This is a genomic window from Kitasatospora purpeofusca (assembly GCF_034043715.1).
Lineage (GTDB): Bacteria > Actinomycetota > Actinomycetes > Streptomycetales > Streptomycetaceae > Kitasatospora > Kitasatospora purpeofusca_A.
Window position 1 is genome coordinate 45,476 of the sequence record NZ_JAXCLC010000053.1, and the last position, 18,654, is coordinate 64,129.

General features: G+C 74.4%; 14 protein-coding genes. 7 read left to right on the top strand and 7 right to left on the bottom strand.

The features are described from left to right. Window positions 1-40 precede the first annotated feature (40 nt). From SM793_RS25005 to SM793_RS25020, 4 genes are all read right to left on the bottom strand, one after another. On the bottom strand, window positions 41-280 hold the full coding sequence (locus SM793_RS25005) for a hypothetical protein (protein ID WP_320440538.1): 240 nt from the start codon (window positions 278-280) through the stop codon (window positions 41-43). Next, window positions 277-729 carry a hypothetical protein gene (locus SM793_RS25010; RefSeq protein WP_320440539.1) on the bottom strand — a complete coding sequence of 151 codons (453 nt, stop codon included), beginning with the start codon at window positions 727-729 and terminating at the stop codon, window positions 277-279. Before SM793_RS25010 ends, SM793_RS25005 begins: the two co-directional genes overlap by 4 nt. Before the next feature lie 117 nt (window positions 730-846). Further along, the gene (locus SM793_RS25015; RefSeq protein WP_320440540.1) at window positions 847-2,394 is read right to left on the bottom strand and encodes a HAMP domain-containing sensor histidine kinase; all 1,548 of its coding nucleotides are present in this window, start codon (window positions 2,392-2,394) and stop codon (window positions 847-849) included. Next, the gene (locus tag SM793_RS25020; RefSeq protein WP_320440541.1) at window positions 2,391-3,119 is read right to left on the bottom strand and encodes a response regulator transcription factor; all 729 of its coding nucleotides are present in this window, start codon (window positions 3,117-3,119) and stop codon (window positions 2,391-2,393) included. Before SM793_RS25020 ends, SM793_RS25015 begins: the two co-directional genes overlap by 4 nt. A 211-nt stretch (window positions 3,120-3,330) precedes the next feature. On the opposite strand from SM793_RS25020, the gene SM793_RS25025 reads away from it, so the two are divergent. Further along, window positions 3,331-4,293, top strand: a complete 963-nt coding sequence (locus SM793_RS25025) for a D-2-hydroxyacid dehydrogenase family protein (RefSeq protein WP_320440542.1) — start codon at window positions 3,331-3,333, stop codon at window positions 4,291-4,293. Window positions 4,294-4,376: 83 nt separating this feature from the next. Here the strand turns inward: SM793_RS25025 and SM793_RS25030 are convergent, their stop codons facing one another. Beyond that, the gene (locus SM793_RS25030; RefSeq protein ID WP_320440543.1) at window positions 4,377-5,969 is read right to left on the bottom strand and encodes a M4 family metallopeptidase; all 1,593 of its coding nucleotides are present in this window, start codon (window positions 5,967-5,969) and stop codon (window positions 4,377-4,379) included. Between the two features lie 198 nt (window positions 5,970-6,167). Between SM793_RS25030 and SM793_RS25035 the strand changes: the two genes are divergently transcribed. Continuing rightward, window positions 6,168-7,631, top strand: a complete 1,464-nt coding sequence (locus tag SM793_RS25035) for a hypothetical protein (RefSeq protein ID WP_320440544.1) — start codon at window positions 6,168-6,170, stop codon at window positions 7,629-7,631. A 36-nt stretch (window positions 7,632-7,667) separates the two neighbouring features. Here the strand turns inward: SM793_RS25035 and SM793_RS25040 are convergent, their stop codons facing one another. After that, window positions 7,668-9,860: an AMP-binding protein gene (locus SM793_RS25040; RefSeq protein ID WP_320440545.1), complete on the bottom strand. Its 2,193-nt coding sequence runs from the start codon at window positions 9,858-9,860 to the stop codon at window positions 7,668-7,670. A 292-nt stretch (window positions 9,861-10,152) separates the two neighbouring features. Between SM793_RS25040 and SM793_RS25045 the strand changes: the two genes are divergently transcribed. From SM793_RS25045 to SM793_RS25065, 5 genes are all read left to right on the top strand, one after another. After that, complete coding sequence (locus tag SM793_RS25045; protein WP_320440546.1) at window positions 10,153-11,025, top strand: ABC transporter ATP-binding protein; 873 nt, start codon at window positions 10,153-10,155, stop codon at window positions 11,023-11,025. A 371-nt stretch (window positions 11,026-11,396) separates the two neighbouring features. After that, window positions 11,397-12,536: an iron uptake system protein EfeO gene (gene efeO / locus SM793_RS25050; protein ID WP_320440547.1), complete on the top strand. Its 1,140-nt coding sequence runs from the start codon at window positions 11,397-11,399 to the stop codon at window positions 12,534-12,536. Window positions 12,537-12,678: 142 nt separating this feature from the next. Next, complete coding sequence (efeB, locus tag SM793_RS25055; protein ID WP_320440548.1) at window positions 12,679-14,007, top strand: iron uptake transporter deferrochelatase/peroxidase subunit; 1,329 nt, start codon at window positions 12,679-12,681, stop codon at window positions 14,005-14,007. Window positions 14,008-14,057: 50 nt separating this feature from the next. Beyond that, window positions 14,058-14,915 carry an iron uptake transporter permease EfeU gene (gene efeU, locus SM793_RS25060; RefSeq protein ID WP_320440549.1) on the top strand — a complete coding sequence of 286 codons (858 nt, stop codon included), beginning with the start codon at window positions 14,058-14,060 and terminating at the stop codon, window positions 14,913-14,915. Between the two features lie 334 nt (window positions 14,916-15,249). Beyond that, window positions 15,250-15,897 carry an HNH endonuclease family protein gene (locus tag SM793_RS25065; protein ID WP_320440553.1) on the top strand — a complete coding sequence of 216 codons (648 nt, stop codon included), beginning with the start codon at window positions 15,250-15,252 and terminating at the stop codon, window positions 15,895-15,897. A 100-nt stretch (window positions 15,898-15,997) separates the two neighbouring features. Here the strand turns inward: SM793_RS25065 and SM793_RS25070 are convergent, their stop codons facing one another. Next, entirely contained in the window at window positions 15,998-18,559 is a 2,562-nt protein-coding gene (locus tag SM793_RS25070) for an ABC transporter permease (RefSeq protein WP_320440550.1), read from the bottom strand. Window positions 18,560-18,654 lie beyond the last annotated feature (95 nt).

Here is an 18,654-nt window from a genome sequence, read left to right on the forward strand (position 1 = left end):
CCGCCGCAGCGCCTCACCGAAGTACCTCGCGCCGACCGGGTCAGCCGTTCTCGGACGCCGTGTCGGCGTCGGCCTCGGCGGCGGCGCTCTCGGCGGCGTCCAGCATCTGCTGGAGGTCCCCGGGCTGTGCGCCGTCGGCCGCGCCGGGTGCGGCCTGCCCGGATGCGGCCTGCCCGGGTGCGGCGGGCCCGTGGTCGGCGCCGGGGCCGCAGCCGGTGAGCAGCGCCGCCCCGGCCATGAGGACGGCCGCGAGCACCGCTCCGGCGGGGCGGCGGGTCACTTGCCGGTGCCCCGGCCGTGGGCGGCGCACCAGGTCGCCACGGACTTGAGGTCGTTCTGCCGCGACTTCAGGGTGCCGACCAGGGCCTTGCGAGCGGTCAGCCGGCCGTTGAGGTAGGTCTCGACCTCGGTGTGGCCGGCGGCCTTGGCGTTCGCGGCGCGCTGCTCCAGCCGGGCGACCGAGCCCGCCACGGTGGCGTCTCCGTTGAGCCGGTTCAGCGCGTTGGTGAGATGGCCCTCGGTGCTGGGCAGACGCTTGCAGATGTTCTTGGCCCCGTCACCGGTGGGCGTCGGCAGGGCGGTCGGCGAGCCGGCCGTGGCCGGGCCGGGGCTCGGGGCGGCCGGAGTCGCCTGGGCGGCGGGCGCGGCGGCCAGCAGTGCGCCGGCCAGGGCGAGGGCACCGAGCGCGACGGCCCGGCGACCGGAGGGAAGGCGGTTGACGGCGGGCATGTGACGTCCTCTCTTCGACCCGGACCCGGGCCCCAACGGCCCGGTGCGGTCAGGTCGGACGGTAGGACGCCTTCTTGTGGAATCCCTGTGGAACGGGCGGCCCGCGTCGGAAGTGGCTCAGCGCCCCGGACCGGTGAGCCAGTCCCGGCGGGCCGGGAGTTCGAGGGTCGGCGCGTCCGGGAGGGGGAGCGGAAGGGTCACCTCGGCCCGGCAGCCGGTGCCGTCGGGCGGCGCGGTGAGGGCGACGGTGCCCCGGTGCAGCGCGGCCTGTTGGGCGACCAGGGTCAGTCCGAGGCCCGAACCGGGGCTGCCCCGGCGGCGGTGGAAGCGCTGGAACACCGCCTCCCGGTCCTCCGGCGGGACCCCGGGGCCGCCGTCGTCCACGGTGAGCCGGGCCCGCGCGCCCTCGGCGGCCAGCCGCACGGTGACCCGGGCCGGGACGCCGTCGGAGCGGCCGTGCACGGCGGCGTTGCCGAGGAGGTTGGCGAGCATGATCCGCAGTCCGGACTCCCAGCCGAACACCCGAAGTTCGGCCGGGCCGTGCACGGCGAACACGGTGCCGGGGTGGCGGCGGCGGGCCTCCTCGGCCGCCGCGTCGACGAGTTCGGCGAGGTCGACCGGCTGGAACGCGTCCAACTGGACCAGGTCGCCCCGGGCCAGGGTGCTGAGCGCGGTGAGCAGGTCGAGCAGCCGCGCGTGGTCCTGTCGCAGCTCCGCCACGACCTCGTCCCGGTCGGCGGCGGGCAGGTCCGGGTGGGCGGCCAGGACGTCGAGGTTGGTGCGCAGGCTCATCAGCGGGGTACGCAGCTCGTGCGAGGCGTCGGCGGAGAACGCCCGGGCGGTGTCCAGCGCCTGGGCGGTCCGCCGGGCCTGCTCGTCGTAGCGGGTGAGGAGCAGCACGAGGGCCGAGGACAGCTCGTCGACCTCGGCGGTACCGGTCCGCTCGGCCACGAACCCGTGAATGCCGGGAGCGCCGTGACCGTCGGGAGAGCCGGGGGAGCCGGGAGAGCCGGGCCCGGCGGGTGCCGCCGCCGGGTCCAGCCCGGCGGCGCGGCGGCTGAGTCGGCGCAGCGGGGCGGTGGCCCGCTCGGCGAGCGCGAAGCCGAGCAGCGCGGAGACCGGGGCCGACACCAGGGCGACGAGCAGGACGCGCCGTCGCACCGCGGCCGTCTGCCGGTCCGCCGGCCCGGCCGGGGCGATCACCTGCAGCAGGCCGGAGCCGCCGCCCCGGCCGTTCCCGTTCCCGTTCCCGCTCCCGCCGACGGCCCTGGTGAGGACCCGCCAGGAGCTGCCGTGGTCCCGGACCGTGACCGGCCCGCCGCCCGGCTCGGTGGGGAGGGCACCCGTGCCGTCCGGCCCGTCCGGCTGCGGCCCGACGGACAGCAGGACGCCGCCGTCCGTGCCGGTCACCCGCACCCCCAGGTCCAGGGCGGCGTCCACCACCTTGCGCTGCTGGTTCTGCTCCACCTTGGGCCGGCCCTTGCTGTCGGCGGCCACCAGCGCCCGGACGCTCGGCAGCAGCGCGGCCGCCCGGTCGCCGAGCCGGGCGTCCTGCTGCTGCCGCAGGTCCCGGCCGACCAGCGGCAGCAGCAGCAGGCCCGCGAGCACCACCAGCAGCGGCACCACGGCCGCCGCCCAGAGCGCGATCCGGGTGGAGAGCCTCATCGCGGGGCCTGCCGCGGCCCGTCGGGCGTGCGCAGCACGAAGCCGACGCCCCGGACGGTGTGGATCAGCCGGGGCCGCCCGCCGGCCTCGGTCTTGCGCCGCAGGTAGCTGACGAAGGTGTCGACGGCGTCGCTGCGCACCTCGACGTCGTAGCCCCAGACGCGTTCCAGCAGCAGTTCGCGCGAGAGCACCAGGCCGGCGTTCCGGGCCAGGTGCGTGAGCAGTTCGAACTCCCGCCGGGTGAGGGTGAGTTCCTCGCCGTCCAGGTGGGCCTGGCGGGTGGCGGGGTCGAGGCTGAGGGGCCCGGCGAGGACCCGGTCGTCCGGCTGCGGCGGCCGTCGGCGGAGCAGGGCGCGCAGCCGCAGGACGAGTTCCTCCAGGGCGAACGGCTTGACCAGGTAGTCGTCGGCGCCCGCCTGGAGCCCGGCGACCCGGTCGGCGGCCTCGTCGAGGGCGGACAGCATCAGCACCGGGAGGTCGTCGCCCCGGTCGCGCAGGCGGCGGCAGACCTCGACGCCGCCGAGGCCGGGCATCGACACGTCGAGTACCAGCACGTCCGGCAGCTCGGTGGCCATCCGGGCCAGTGCCGCCGCGCCGTCCTCGGCGAGGGCCACCGAGAAGCCGCTCAGCCGTAGACCGCGCTCCAGCCCGCGGCGGATCGCGGCATCGTCGTCGACCACCAGGACCCGCCCGCCGGCCCCCGCCGCGTCCCCGGTCCCACTCATCCGCACCTCATCCGCATCGGCGCCTCCTCCGTCCGGCCGCCGACCCTCTCACACCCGGGTGCCGGCCTGCCGCCAGGGGTGTCCGGCCCCGACCGCCAGGACCGCCCCGGCCGCGCTGAAGCCGCCAGGACCGCCCCGACCGCCCCGGGGCCCGCTCCGGCCGGGGGAGCCGGCTCCGGCCGGGCCGGGCGGATCTGGAAGAGTGCGGGGCATGAGACTCCGCTGCGCCGTACTCGACGACTTCCAGGGCGTCGCCACCACGATCGCCGACTGGTCCCCGGTGGCCGACCGGGTCGAGGTCGTGGCGTTCCGCGAGCATCCGGCCTCGGTGGCGGAACTCGTCGCGGCGGTCGCCGAGTTCGACATCGTGGTGACGCTGCGGGAGCGGATCGCCTTTCCGGCGGAGGTGTTCGAGCGGCTGCCCCGGCTGCGGCTGCTGGTCGCCTCGGGGATGCGGAACTCGGTGATCGACCACGCGGCGGCCCGCGCCCACGGGGTCACCGTGTGCGGGACGGCCAGTTCGTCGACGCCACCGGTGGAGCTGACCTGGGCGCTGCTGCTGGGTCTGGCCCGCGGGCTGGTCGAGGAGAGCACGGCGCTGCGGAGCGGCGGACCCTGGCAGAGCACGGTGGGCGCGGACCTGGCAGGGCGTCGGCTCGGACTGCTGGGGCTGGGGAAGATCGGCGCCCGGGTCGCCCGGGTGGGGCTCGCCTTCGACATGGACGTGGTGGCGTGGAGCCGCAACCTCACCGCGGAGCGGGCGGCCGAGGTGGGCGTGCGCCGGGCGGGGGCGAAGGAGGAGCTGCTGCGGGAGAGCGACTTCGTCTCCGTGCACCTCGCGCTCGGGGCGCGCACCCGGGGGCTGGTCGGCGCGCCCGAACTGGCGCTGATGCGGCCGGACGCGTACCTGGTCAACACCTCCCGGGCGGCGATCGTCGACCAGGAGGCGCTGCTGGCGGCGCTGGCGGCGGGGCGGATCGCGGGGGCGGCGGTGGACGTGTTCGACCAGGAGCCGCTGCCGCCGGGCCACCCGATGCGGACGGCGCCCAGGCTGCTGGCCACCCCGCACCTGGGGTACGTGTCGCGGGACAACTACCGGCGGTACTACGGCGAGGCGGTGGAGGACATCGCGGCCTTCCTGGCCGGGGCGCCGGTCCGGGTCCTGGGCGACTGACGACCCAGGGGCCGACGGGTGGGCGGCGAGCGGCCCGCCACCCCCGTCGCGGGGGGTGACGGGCCGCGGTGCGGGCGCCGCGGTCAGGAGACCGAGACGGCGCTCCAGGCGGCCGCGACGGCCTTGTACTCGGTGCTGGTGGCGCCGTAGAGGTCCTTGGCGGCGCTCAGCGACGCGGCCCGCGCGCCCTTGTAGTCCGTGGTGGAGGTCATGTAGACGGTCAGCGCGCGGTACCAGATCTTGGCGACGGCCTGGTTGCCGATGCCGGTGACCGTCGAACCGTTGCAGGTCGGGCTGTTGTAGCTGACGCCGTTGATGGTCTTGGCGCCGCTTCCCTCGCTCGCGAGGAAGAACCAGTGGTTGCCGACGCCCGAGGAGTTGTGCACGTCGAGCTGGCCCACCTTGCGGCTCCAGCAGTCGGCGGACCGGCCGTCCAGCGAGGGCTTGTCGAAGCGGCGCAGCCACGGCGGGGTGGACTGGTCGCTGAACAGGTAGTCGCCCTTGTCCACCGCGTTGTTGGCGTAGAACTCGACCATGGTGCCGAAGATGTCCGAGGTGGCCTCGTTGAGGCCGCCGGACTCGCCGCTGTAGCGGAGGTTCGCGGTGGCGCTGGTGACGCCGTGGGTCATCTCGTGGCCCATGGTGTCGAGGTCGACCTGCTCCGGGTCGGTGACGCCGTCGCCGTCGCCGGTCATCATGCAGAAGCAGCTGTCGGACCACTGGGCGTTGTCCCAGTTGGTGCCGACGTGGACGAAGACGGTGGCGCCCTTGCCGTCGTTCTTGATGCCGCTGCGGTTGAAGGTGTTCTTGTAGTAGTCGTACGTCCAGGCGGTGTTGGCGTGGGCGTCGACGGCCGCGGTGGCGCGGTCGGTGGAGAACTTCTTCCCGTCGCCCCAGACGTTGTCGGTGTCGGTGAAGAGGGTGCCGGAGCTCGCGTTGAGCGAGCTGGCGGCGACGTTGTGGGCGTCCTTGGTGATGTGGCCGCGGGTCGGGTCCTTGAGCGAGAAGCCGCCGGTCACCGCAGTGGTGTCGATGGTGATGTCACCGGTGTACTCGGAGTGGCCGGTGCCGGTGGCCTGGTGCTCGGCGTCGTAGGCCTCGATCTGCTCACCGGTGTTGGCGTCGGTGACGACGATCCGGCCGGCCGGCTGGCCGTGGTCGCCGGTGCCCTCGACGGTGGTGCGCCAGGCGAGGCGCGGGGTGCCGTCGGCGGCCCAGACGACGAGCTCGGGGCTGCTGGTGGCGTTGCCGACGCCGGGGGCGGCGTCGAGCGCGCGGCCGGCGGTGAGCTGGGCGGGGACCTTGGGGACGATCGTGCGCACGGCGGCGTCGTGGGCGGCCGCGCGGGAGGAGTCCTTGAGCCGGCCGCGGGAGTCCTGGTGGACCACCAGGTCGCCGCCGACCACGGGCAGGCCGAGGTAGGTGCGGTCGAAGCGGACGTGCTGGCTGCCGTCGGCGTCCAGTACGACGTCCTTGACCAGGAGGTCCTGGCCGTCGGCGAAGCCGAAGACCGACGCGTTGCGGGCGACGTTGGCGCGGGCCTGGGCGATCGCCGCGTCCCGGCCGACGGGGGCGGCCGACGCGGTCCCGGCGGTGACGGTGGCGGCGACGAGGGCGGCGGTGGCCGCTATGGCTCCGGCCGCGAGGTAGCGGCGAGAAGAGGAGGTGGGGCTCACTCTGACTCCAGTCGGGGGATGCTGCGTGATGCAGGGATGAGAGCTGCGACGAGATTGACGGTGGGCAGTCATCCAGGGCTAGAGAGAACGTCAGAACTTTGCCAATTCGTGTCCTGTACTGATCAAATGTGATCACTTTCGACTTATCTGTTCACGCTTGGGCCGGGCCGGTCGGTACCGGTGCCGTACGCTCGCGGGATGGACGGATGGGTGGGGGCCTGGACCGGCGGACATCGTGCGGTGCACGTCGGCAACGTGGCCGACTTCAACGAGCAGTTCCTCCTCGAACCGTCCACCCGCAGGCGGTTCACCCTCGGGAGGCTTCCGGCCGGCGGCTCCGTCACCGGGCCCTCCGTCACCGGGCCGTCTGTCACCGGGCCGTCCACCGCCGACCCCGCCGCCGCGCCCTCCCCTGCCGGGCCCTCCGCCGAGCGGCGCGCCGACCGCCTCCGCCGGGCGCACCACTACGCCGGACTGGCCGTCGGCTACAGCCCCGAGCCCGCCGCACTGGTGCTGCCCGCCGAGGTCGACCGGGCCTGGATCGACTGGCTCGCCCGCGAACTGGACTGGGGGCCGGTAGAGCTGTTCGACGGCATCGCCCCCGGCCGCACGGTCGCCGAGGCTCTCGCCGCCCGCCCCGCGCTCGCCGAACGGCTCGCCACCGGCCCGGGCCCCCTGCTGTTCTGGGGCCGCACCCCCGACCAGGGCGAGGGCCCGGAACTCGCGGCCGTCCGCCGCTACGAGGCCAAGGACGCCGCGCACGGCCTCTTAACGGCGCTCGCCCAGGACCACCCCGGCGTGCGGGTGCCCCGTCAGGAGCCCGCCGACGGCCCCCGGGCGGCCGCCCGGCGACTGGCCGCCCACGCCGCCCGGGGCCGCACCACCGTGGTCAAGTCCCGATACGGAGTGGGCGGTTACGGCACCGTCGTGATCACCCCGGCGGAGCTGTCGGCGGCCGGCGGCGCCCGGGCGCTGCTGCGCCGGCTGGTGCGCGAGGACGCCCTGCCGCCCGGCGGCCCGCTGCTGCTGGAGGAGTACGTGGACGGCGGTCCGGCCGGCACCGGCCGGCTGCGCGACCTCACCTTCGACGCGGTGATCGGCGCCGACGGCCGGGTCCACCCGGTGGGCGTCGGCGAGATGGCGGTCGACGGGACCCGCTACCAGGGGGTGACGGTCGGTCCGGGCGTGGTGCCGCCCGGCGCCGCCGCGACCGCCGAACGCTTCGGCCTCGCGGTGGGGGAGCGGCTGGCCGAGGCCGGCCACCGGGGCTGGTACGACGTGGACTTCGTCACCGACCGCGAACGCCGGCTCGCCCCGACCGAGACCAATCTGCGGCTCACCGGACCCGCGATCGCCTTCGTCCTGCGCCACCGGCTGGACGAGGTGCGCGGCCCCGGCCACCTGGTCCGCACCCTGGACGCGATGCCGCTCGGCGCCCGGCTCTCCCAGGAGGCGCTGCACGGCCACCTGGACCGGCTGCGCCCGGCCTGCGCGCGGCTCGGCGCGACCCTGCTGCCGCTGATCGTGACGGCCGGCCACGAGCCGGACCCGGCCGTCGGCCTGGCGCTCGCCGCGCGGAGCGTCGAGGCGCTGGACGCCGCGCAGGCCCTGCTCGGGGCGGCCCACCACGCGCTGGGCCGGATGTTCGAGGCCCTGCGCTGAGCGCCCCCCACCGGCCTTCCGGCCGCTCAGGGCCGCTCAGGGCCGCTTGTGCGGCCTCGGCCGCCAGGTCAGGAACCGGACCACGATCGCGGCCGAGACCATCAGTGCGACGTTGAACACGAAGACCAGCCACGCCTGGGCGTGCCAGTCCGACGGGCGGGTGGTCCGGTACAGGTTGTCCTGCGGCCACCAGGAGGCCAGTAGCCAGAACACCGCCAGGTGCGCGGCGACCGACAGGCCGACGGGCCGTCGCTGCCGGGCCGTCACCGCCGCCCCGCAGAGCAGCCAGGCCACGCCCAGCCCGAACGAGGCCCACTCGAAGAGGTAGAGCACGCGGAAGAGGCCGCCGTAGGGAGCCGGCACCGCCGAGACGTCCGTCGAGCCCGGCCAGAGCCTCTCGGTGAGCAGCCAGGCGACGATCGCGACCGGCAGGCCGACGAGCAGGACGCCGCACCCGAGGGGGGAATCCGCCTCGCCGCCGCCCCCGGACCGTCCGCCCCCGCCGCCCTTGCCCCGGCGGCCCGTGCCCCGGTAGCCCTTGCCGCCGCCGCCCGACCGGTGCGGTGCGGTGCGGTCGTCCGGCGCGGGCAGCGGCAGCACGTCCCGGTCGAGCTTTCCGGCCCGGGTGCGCGGCAGTTCGGCCACCGGGACCACGGCGGCGGGCGCCTCCCCGGCCGGCAGCGCGGCCGTGAGCGCGGCCGTCAGCGACCAGCCGTCGGTGTCCGGCGCCCCGAGCGCGGTGACGGCGTATCCGACCAGCTCGCGCCGCCCGGGCGCGACCTCCACCTGGGCGACGGCCGCCTCCCGGACCCCGGGGAGGGCCCGCAGCCGGGCCTCGGCGCGGGCGGCCTGGGACACCGTCCCGGCCACGGCGGCGGACACCCGCGCACCGGCCGGTCCGACCACACCCGCCGCCCGGCCGACGAACTCCAGCGTGCCGCCCTCCGCGATCCGGCCCAGGTCGCCGGTGAGCAGGACCCGGCCGTCCGGGTCGTGGCGGCTCCGCAGGAACCGGCGGGCCGTCTCCTCGGGACGGCCGGGGTAGCCGAGGCCGAGGCCCGGCCCGGCGAGGGCGATCTCGCCGACCGCGCCGTCCGGCAGCGGGCTGCCGGACGGGTCGAGCACGTACACCCGGGCGCCGGGGAACGGCAGTCCGACCACCGACCGCGCCGCGCTGTCCGGCACCTCGTCGAGGCCCCCGACCTCGAACCAGGTGCTGTCCACGGACGCCTCGGCCAGCCCGTAGACGTTGATCACCCGGGTGGACCGGCCGACCAGCCGCTGCAGCGCCAGGTGCTCGTCCAGCCACCACTTCTCGGCGCCGACGGTCAGCACCCGCACCCCGGTGAGTGGGCTGTCCCCGGCGAGCGGGCTGCCTCCGGCGGTCGGCCGGCCCCCGGCGGCCCGCGCCAGGAGGGCGGTCAGCCGGCGCGCGCTGCGGACGTTCAGCTCCAGCAGGGTGATCCGCTCGGCGGCGATCAGCGGCGGGAGGTCGGCGATGTCGGCGGCGCGGTCCAGGGTGAGGTTGCGCGGGGCGACCACCAGCGTCGCGCCGGAGCAGAGCGCGCGCACCCAGTCGGCGGTGAACACGTCGAACTCCAGGCTCGCCGTGCTGAGGATCCGGTCGGCGGGTGTGATGCCGTACACGGTGCGCCAGCCGTGGTGGACGGCGAGCAGGTTGCGGTGCGAGAGGCCCGCGCAGCTCGGCGCGCCGGTGGTGCCGGAGGTGGTGAGGACGACCGCCGGGCCGTCCGGGTCGAGTTCGACCGGGGGCGGGCCGGCGGGCCGCGCCGCCACGACGGCCGCGGCCGAGTCGACGCAGACGAGCTCCCGGGCCCCGGCGTCGGTCAGCCGGATCCGGTGCGCCTCCTCGGTGACGACCAGGGCCGGCGCGGCCTCGGCGAGGACGTGCCGCAGCAGCGGGTCGGGGGCGCCGGGCTCCAGCGGGAGGTACGCGGCGCCGGTCTTGAGCACGGCGAGCAGGGCGACGTACACCTCGACGCCGCGGCCGAGCGCCACCGCCGCCAGCAGGCCGGGCCGGAGCCCGCGCTCGACCAGGTGCCGGGCCAGCCGGTCGGCCCTGGCGTCGAGTTCGCCGTAGCGGAGCTCCGCGCCGGCCCAACGCAGGGCGACCGCCCCGGGCGCGGCGCGGGCGTGCTCCTCGAAGCGTCCGGGCAGCGTCCCGGCGCGTCCGGTGCCGAGTTCCGGCGGTGTGTCCGTTCCTGTCATGACCCGTCCCCTCCACCCGCACGTGGTCCGCACCGCTTCCGCGGTGCACCGGTTCCACGACCCGCCGGTCCGATCCGGTTCCACGGTTCGCGCACCGATCCTGGCGTCAACTGCCGCGGGGGAAAAGGGGGATACGCACGCCGTCCGCGCCGGGCGGCCGTCCACGGCTCGGACGCCGGACCCGCCCCCGGACCGACGGTTGTACTCTGCACGCGGACGGTCGGCGGCGGCCCGTCCGGTGCGGCGCCGCGCCCGCGACCCCGCACCGGAGGACCACAGGAGGCCCGCCCGCATGAGCACGTCCGCCCCGCGCCCGCCCGCCACCGCCGATCCGGCAGCCGCCCCGGCCACCGGCGCCCCCGCCGCCGAGCCGCTGCTGCGCGCCCGGGCCGTGGACGTCGTCCGGGACGGCCGCCACCTGCTGCGCGGGATCGACCTCACCGTTCGCCCCGGTGAGCACTGGGCGCTGCTCGGCCCGAACGGCGCCGGCAAGTCGACCCTGCTCGCCCTGCTCGGCGCCGTCTCCCACCCCACCCGCGGCGAGGTGGACGTGCTCGGCCGCCGGCTCGGCCGGGTCGACATCCGGGAGCTGCGCTCCCACCTCGGCCACGTCAATCCGCGCCACCCGCTGCGCTCGCCGCTGACCGTGCGCGAGGTCGTCCTCACCGGCGTCACCAACACGATCGAGCCGGACCTGAACCGCGAGCCCGCCCCCGAGGAACTGGAGCGGGGCGAACTGCTGATCGAGGCCCTGGGCATGACGGCGGCCGCGGAGTCCCCGTGGACCACGCTCTCCCAGGGCGAGCGGGGCCGGGCGCTGATCGCCCGGGCCCTGATGCCCGGCCCGCGGCTGCTGCTGCTCGACGAGCCCGCCACCGGGCTCGACCTGACCGCCCGGGAACTGCTGCTGGACAGCCTGGACCTGCTCCGCCATCAGCACCCGGAGCTGGCGAGCGTCCTGGTTACCCACCACCTGGAGGAGCTGCCGGAGTCCACCACGCACGCGCTGCTGCTGCGGGCGGGGGAGACGGTCGCGGCCGGCCCGGTCGGCGAGGTGATGACCACCGAGCTGGTGAGCGCGACCTTCGGCCACCCGATCCGGATCACCCGCCAGGACGGCCGGTGGACCGCCAGGGCCGCCGCCCGGCGCACCCCGGCCGGCTGAGCGGCGCACCCCGAAACCTGTCCCTTTACCATCTCTTTGCCATCGGCGCCACCTCCGGCCGGGCCCCGAGTGGCCGAAAGTCGTCGGTGGACCGACCACCTGGGCGTAGGAGCCCTTGTCCCACCTGCGCCGTTTTGTGACCGACCCCGGTGTGGACGGCAAAAACCGATATCCCTAAGGTATGCCTTAGCTAAGTGGGCGGAGGGCGGCGACGGCGTCGTTGCTCCTCGTCCGCGCTCAGCCCTGCCTCGAAACGCCGTGCCTTGAAACGCTCTGCCTCGAACAGCTCTGCCTTGAACAGCTCTGCCTCGAAACGCTCTGCCTTGAGACGCCCTGCCCTGAAACGCCCTGTCCTGACCGCTGGAGCCCGCATGTCCGCCCGTCGTTCCACCGCCGCCACGCTGCTCACCCTCGCCGTGGCGACCGCCGCACTGGCCGGTTGCTCGCAGAAGAAGGACGACAAGGCCGCTGCCGACGCCGTCAAGGTCAACGCCACCGACACCGCCTGCGAGGTCTCGAAGACCACGTTCCCGGCCGGCCACGTCAGCATCGACATCGCCAACAAGGGCTCGAAGGTCACCGAGGTCTACGTCTACGCCGCCGGCGACAAGATCGTCACCGAGCGCGAGAACATCGGCCCCGGTACCAAGGCCACCATCGCCGCCGAGATCAAGGCCGGCACCTACGAGGTCGCCTGCAAGCCCGGCATGGTCGGCGACGGCATCCGCCAGAAGATCACCGTCACCGGTGACGGCTCCGCCGCCCCCACCGACCCCCGCCTGACCGCCGCCGTCGACTCCTACCGCACGTACGCCCAGGAGCAGGCCGACGCCACCGTCCCCGCCGTCGAGGCCTTCGCCGCCGCGATCAAGGCCGGCGAACTCGAGAAGGCCAAGTCCCTCTACGCGCCGTCCCGCACCGGCTGGGAGCGCACCGAGCCCGTCGCCGAGAGCTTCGGCGACGTCGACCCCAAGACCGACACCCGTGAGGACGGTCTGGAGCCCGGCCAGGAGTGGACCGGCTGGCACAAGCTGGAGAAGTCCCTCTGGGCGGACGCCGTGATCGGCGACGCGGAGAAGAAGCTCGCCGACCAGCTGGTCGCCGACCTCAAGGACTGGCAGAAGAAGATCCCCGAGGCCGAGATCACCGCCACCAGCATGGCCAACGGCGCCAAGGAGCTCCTCGACGAGGTCGCCACCGGCAAGGTCACCGGCGAGGAGGACCGCTACAGCCACACCGACCTCGCCGACTTCGCCGCCAACGTCGAGGGCGCCAAGAAGGCCTACGAGCTGCTCAAGCCCGTCGCCGCCGAGAAGGACCCGGAGCTCGCGAAGACCCTGGACTCCGAGTTCGCCGCCATCGAGACCCTGCTCGCCAAGTACAAGCAGGCCGATGGCGGCTACACCTCCTACGACAAGGTCACCGAGGCCGAGCGCAAGACCTTCTCCGACGCCGTCAACTCCCTCGGCGAGCCGCTCTCCAAGCTCGCCGCCGCCGTGGTCGTCAAGTAGCGACCGCAGCCCGGTGCGCGCGGACCGCCGCGGCGCGCGCACCGGATCCCGCACCGCGCACCACACCCGGTACTCCGCCGTGGCGGCCCCTGCGGCCGCCACGGCATCCGTGAGTTCAGCACAGAGAAGGGTCCACCCGCCCATGGACGCCGAGAACCAGCAGCAGAACGCGACGCCGGCCGCCGCCGACGCCACCGCGGAGGCGTCCGCCGGCCGCGCCCCGGTCAGCCGCCGTGCCGTCATCGGCTGGGCCGGTGCCGGGGTCGCACTGGGTGCCGCCGGCGTCGGTTCGGTCGCCGCCGCGACCCGCCAGGACGACGACACCCCGGCCGCGCCCGCCGCCACCGCGGACATCCCGTTCTTCGGCGACCACCAGTCGGGCATCGCCACCCCCGTCCAGGACCGGCTGCACTTCGCGGCGTTCGACATCTCGTCGAGCGCGACCCGCGACTCGCTGGTCCGGATGCTGAAGGAGTGGACCAAGGCCGCCGCCGCGATGACCGGCGGCCGCGAGGTCGGCAGCGGCGCCGCCAGCGGTCTGCCGGAGGCGCCGCCGGACGACACCGGCGAGGCCCTGGGCCTGCCGGCCTCCCGGCTCACCCTCACCATCGGCTTCGGTCCGAGCCTGTTCGAGAAGTCCGCCCCGGACGGTCAGATGGTGGACCGCTTCGGCCTCAGGGCCAGGCGGCCCGAGGCCCTGATCGACCTCCCGAAGTTCAAGGGCGACAACCTGGACCCGCAGCGCAGCGGCGGCGACCTGTGCGTCCAGGCCTGCGCCGACGACCCGCAGGTGGCGGTCCACGCGATCCGCAACCTGGCCCGGATCGGCATGGGCACCGTCAACATCCGCTGGTCGCAGCTGGGTTTCGGCAAGACCTCCTCCACCACCCCGGACGCGCAGACCCCGCGCAACATGATGGGGTTCAAGGACGGCACCCACAACATCGCCGGCACCGACACCGCGAAGCTCGCCGAGCACGTCTGGGTCGCCCCCGGCGAGGGCCCGGACTGGATGACCGGCGGCTCCTACCTGGTGGCCCGCCGGATCCGGATGCACATCGAGACCTGGGACCGCACCTCGCTCAAGGAGCAGGAGGACGTCTTCGGCCGCACCAAGGGCGAGGGCGCCGCGTACGGGCGGACCAAGGAGCACGACGCCCCGGACCTCAAGGCGATGCCCGCCGACGCCCATGTCCGGCTGGCCCACCCGGATTCCAACGACGGCCAGATGATCCTGCGCCGCGGCTTCTCCTTCACCGACGGCACCGACGGCCTCGGCCGGCTGGACGCGGGCCTGTTCTTCCTGGCCTACCAGCGGGACACCCGTAAGGCGTTCGTCCCGCTCCAGCAGCGGCTGGCGGCCTCCGACGCGCTGAACGAGTACATCCAGCACGTCGGTTCGGCCCATTTCGCCTGCCCCGCGGGCGTCCGCAAGCCCGGCGAGTGGTGGGGTCAGGCCCTCTTCGGCTGACCTCCCGCCCGTTTCGCCCGTACCACCCTCCTCACCCCCAGGGAGCCGGCGTGTTCGCCAACTATCTGATCGGCCTGCGCGAAGGACTCGAAGCCAGCCTGGTCGTCTGCATCCTCATCGCCTACCTGGTCAAGACCGGCCGCCGGGAGAAGCTCCCGCCGGTGTGGACCGGCGTCGGCGTGGCCGTGCTGCTGTCGATGGCCTTCGGCGCGGTGCTGCAGTTCGGCTCCTCGCAGCTGTCCTTCGAGGCCCAGGAAGCCCTCGGCGGCTCGCTGTCGATCATCTCCGTCGGCCTGGTCACCTGGATGGTCTTCTGGATGCGCCGCACCGCGCGCCACCTCAAGAGCGAACTGCAGGGCAAGCTGGACGCGGCACTCGCCATGGGCACCGGCGCGCTGGTGGCCACCGCCTTCCTCGCCGTCGGCCGCGAGGGCCTGGAGACCGCCCTGTTCATCTGGACCGCCGTGCAGGCCACCGAGGACGGCTACAACCCGATCGTCGGAGCCGCCCTCGGCCTGCTCACCGCCGCCTTCCTCGGCTGGCTGTTCTACCGCGGCGCGCTCAGGATCAACCTCGCCAAGTTCTTCACCTGGACCGGCGCCATGCTGGTCGTCGTCGCCGCCGGTGTCCTCGCCTACGGCGTCCACGACCTCCAGGAGGCCGGCTGGCTGCCCGGCCTGCACAGCCTCGCCTTCGACATCTCCAGCACCGTTCCCAAGGACAGCTGGTACGGCACCCTGCTCAAGGGCGTCTTCAACTTCCAGCCCGACCCCAGCGTCCTCCAGCTCGTGGTCTGGCTCGCCTACCTCGCGCCGACCCTCGCCTTCTTCTTCGGCGTCCTCGGCGGCGGCCCCGCCAAGCCCGCCGCGACCGGGCCCAAGCCCACCGAGGCCCGCCGCACCGCCTGAGCCGACGCCCCGCGCGACCGCCTGGCCGCACCGCCTGGGCCAACGGGCCCGCGCGACCGCCCCGCGCGACGGCCCGCGCCACCCGGCGCGTCCGCGACACCTCACCACGCCCCGCCCGGAACCCTCCGGGCGGGGCGTTCGCGTTCCCCGGCCGGTGCGGGCGGGTCGGGAGTGTGCGGACAGTCTGTGTACCTGACATCCGGTCAAAAATTCACCTCTCGGATCTACCCGCGTAAACCCCGTGGGCCACATGCTGGTTGGCAGCCCGGGCCGGTCCCCGCCCGGGGGCTTTCCGCTGCCCTCCACGACCCAGGAGTTCCGCGATATGTCCATGATGTCCGCGATACGCTCGCCCCGCCGCGCCCTGGCTGCCGCCTTCGGCGCCCTGCTGCTCGCCCTCACCACCCTGCTGACCGGCGCCGGCGCCGCCCAGGCGGCCCTGCCCACCCCGGTCTCGGCCGCCACCGCCCGCGGCTACCTCGCCGCGATCGCGGCGACCGCGGAGTCCCACGACTCCACCTACGACCGCGCGCTCTTCCCGCACTGGATCACCATCTCCGGCACCTGCAACACCCGCGAGACGGTCCTCAAGCGCGACGGCAGCAACGTCGTCACCGACTCCGCCTGCGCCTCCGTCAGCGGCAGCTGGTTCTCGGTCTACGACAACGCCACCACCACCAGCGCGTCGACCTTCGACATCGACCACCTGGTGCCGCTGGCCGAGGCCTGGCGCTCGGGCGCCTGGGCCTGGACCACCGCCCAGCGCCAGGCCTTCGCCAACGACCTGACCCGCCCGCAGCTGATCGCCGTCTCGGCGAGCTCCAACCGCTCCAAGGGCGACCAGGACCCGGCCCACTGGCTGCCGCAGACCTCCTACCGCTGTACCTACGCCCGCGCCTGGGTGCAGGTGAAGTACTACTACGGCCTCTCCGTCGACAGCGCGGAGAAGACCGCCCTCTCCTCGATCCTCAACGGCTGCTGAGGAAACGTTCGCCCCGGGTGCGCAGCGCCCGGCAAGCACGGACGGCACGATGCCCGCCGGGAGGAGTCCCGGCGGGCATCGGGTGCGCGAGGGGCGACGGCTACTCGCTCTTGATCGCGCCCAGGATGTCCAGCCGGGCCGCCCGGCGGGCCGGCCAGACGGCGGCCAGCAGGCCGATCACCGCGGCGGCGACCAGGAAGAACCCGATCTGCCCCGGCGGCAGCACCAGGGTGATGCTCTTGAGCGAGCCCGCGATCGTCCGGACGGTGGCCCAGGCGGTGACGATGCCGAGCAGCACCCCGACCACACCGCCGAACAGCGCGATCATCAGCGACTCCAGCCGGACCATCCGGCCGACGCCGCGCCGGTCCAGGCCGATCGCCCGCAGCATGCCGATCTCCCGGCGGCGCTCGAACACCGACATCGCCATGGTGTTGACCACACCGAGGATCGCGACGATCACGGACATGCCCAGCAGCCCGTACATGACGTTCAGCACGCCGTTGATCGCCCGGTTGGTCTCCGCCTTGATGTCCTTCTCGCCCTTGACACCGATCAGCGGGTTGCCGCCGGTGGCGTCGCGCAGGGCCTGCTTGAGCGCGGGGGTGGCGCCGTCGGCGCCCTTGACCAGCACCTTCTGCAGGCCGGAGCCCGCGGCGGCGTGCGGGCCGACCAGCCGGTCCGGGGCGATCAGCCCCTGGACCTCGGAGTTGCGCTCCACCAGGGCGCCGACGGCGAGGCTGCCGCGGGTGCCGTCGGGGTAGGTGACGTCCAGGGTCGAGCCGACCGTGAGGTGGTTGCGCTCGGCGTAGTCCTTGGCGGCCAGCAGCTTGCCCTGCTGGAGCGCGTCGGCCGCGCCCGCGGTGACCTTGACGTCGACCAGCCGGTCGAAGGTCGCCGCGTCCACGGAGGTCAGCCAGGAGGTGTCGCCGTCGGCGACCGCCTCCACCGGCACCTGCCGCATCACGCTCATCGCGGTGACCCCGGCCGTCTTGGCGATCTGCCCGGCGACCTCGGGGGAGAGCATCGACCAGTTGTCCATGGCGACGGCGTAGTCCGCCCTGAGGTCGCTGGCGAAGGCCCTGTCGGCGGCCTTGCTCACCGAGGCGCCGACCACGCTCAGCGTGGTGATCAGGGTGACGCCGATGGTGAGCGCGGAGGCGGTGGCGGCGGTGCGGCGCGGGTTGCGCACGGCGTTCTCGCGGGCCAGCTTGCCGGGCGTGCCGAACAGCTTGCGCAGCGCCGGGGCGAACAGCGCGATCACCGGGCGGGACAGCAGCGGGGTGAGGACGAAGACGCCGATCATCAGCGCGCCGGCGCCGGCGCCCACCAGGTTGACCGACTCGGAGGCCGCGCCGCCGACCAGGCCGAGCGCGCCCCCGGAGGCGAACAGCAGGCCGATGATGTTGCGCACCAGCAGCGACTTCTGGGTGGCGGGCTGTTCGCCGGAGCTCATCGCGGCGACCGGGGCGATCCGGGAGGCGCGCAGCGAGGGCAGCCAGGCGGCCAGCACGGTGACGGCGACGCCGACGACGAGCGAGGCGATCACGGTGGACGGGGCGATCACCAGCGGGCCGTCCGGCAGGTTGGCGTCCCACGGGCCGTTGAGCAGGGCCTGCAGACCGGCCGCGATGCCGATGCCGCCGATCAGACCGCCGATCGAGGCGGCCAGGCCGACCAGCAGCGCCTCGGCCAGCACCGAGAGGGTGATCTGCCTGCGGCTGGCGCCGACGGCGCGGAGCAGGGCGAGTTCCTTGGTGCGCTGGGCGATCAGCATGGTGAAGGTGTTGGCGATGATGAAGATGCCGACGAAGAGCGAGATCCCGGCGAACACGAGCAGCATGGTGGACATCTGCTTGGTGTTCTCGTCGATCCGCCGCTCCTGCTCGGCGGCCAGCGCGCGGCCGGTGTTGACGTCGAAGCTGTCGGGCACGGGGAAGGACTTCTGCACGGCGGCCAGCAGTGCGGTGTCGTCCGTGCCGGGCTTGGCCCTGACGTCGATCCCGTCGTACTGGCCGGGGCTCAGGTAGAGCTGCTGGGCGGTGGCGGTGTCGAAGGCGGCGAGCGATCCGCCGGCGTCCACGCGCGGGTCGTTGGTGTGCAGGGTGCCGGTGAGCTTGAGCTCCATGACCGGGCCGTTGACGGCGACGCGGACGGTGTCGCCGAGCTTGAAGCCGCCCTTCTCGGCGGTCCTGGTGTCCAGCGCGACCTCGCCGGAGGTGCGCGGGCCCCGGCCGTCGGCCAGCGGGAAGCGCGGGTCGGTGCCGTCGGCGCCCGGGACGTAGTTGGTACCGGTGGTGGAGAAGCCGTCGCCGATCAACGCGCCCTTGCGGTCGGCGATGCCGGCGAAGCCGCTGACCACACCGCGGGCCTCGGCGGCACCGGGCAGCGCGGCGATCGCCTTGCGGGTGTCCTCGGTGAGCCTGGGGCCGTCGGAGCCCTTGCCGCCGTGATCGTACCCCTTGCCGACGGCACCGCGGTCGCTGACGGTGACGGCGATGTCGGTGTAGCTCTGGGCGCTCTGGGCGCGCCAGGCGCTGGCGAGGGTGTCGGTGAAGACCATGGTGCCGGCCACGAAGGCGGTGCCGAGGAGGACGGCGAGCGTCGTCATCAGCAGTCGGGCCTTGTGGGCCAGCACGTTGCGCAGTGCGGTGCGGTACATGGGGTGGTGTCAGTCCTGAGGGTCGTGGCGTCGGCGGCCGGTTCGGTGACGGGACGGGGGGCTGACGTGCCGGGTCAGCTGGTGCGGCCCTTGGT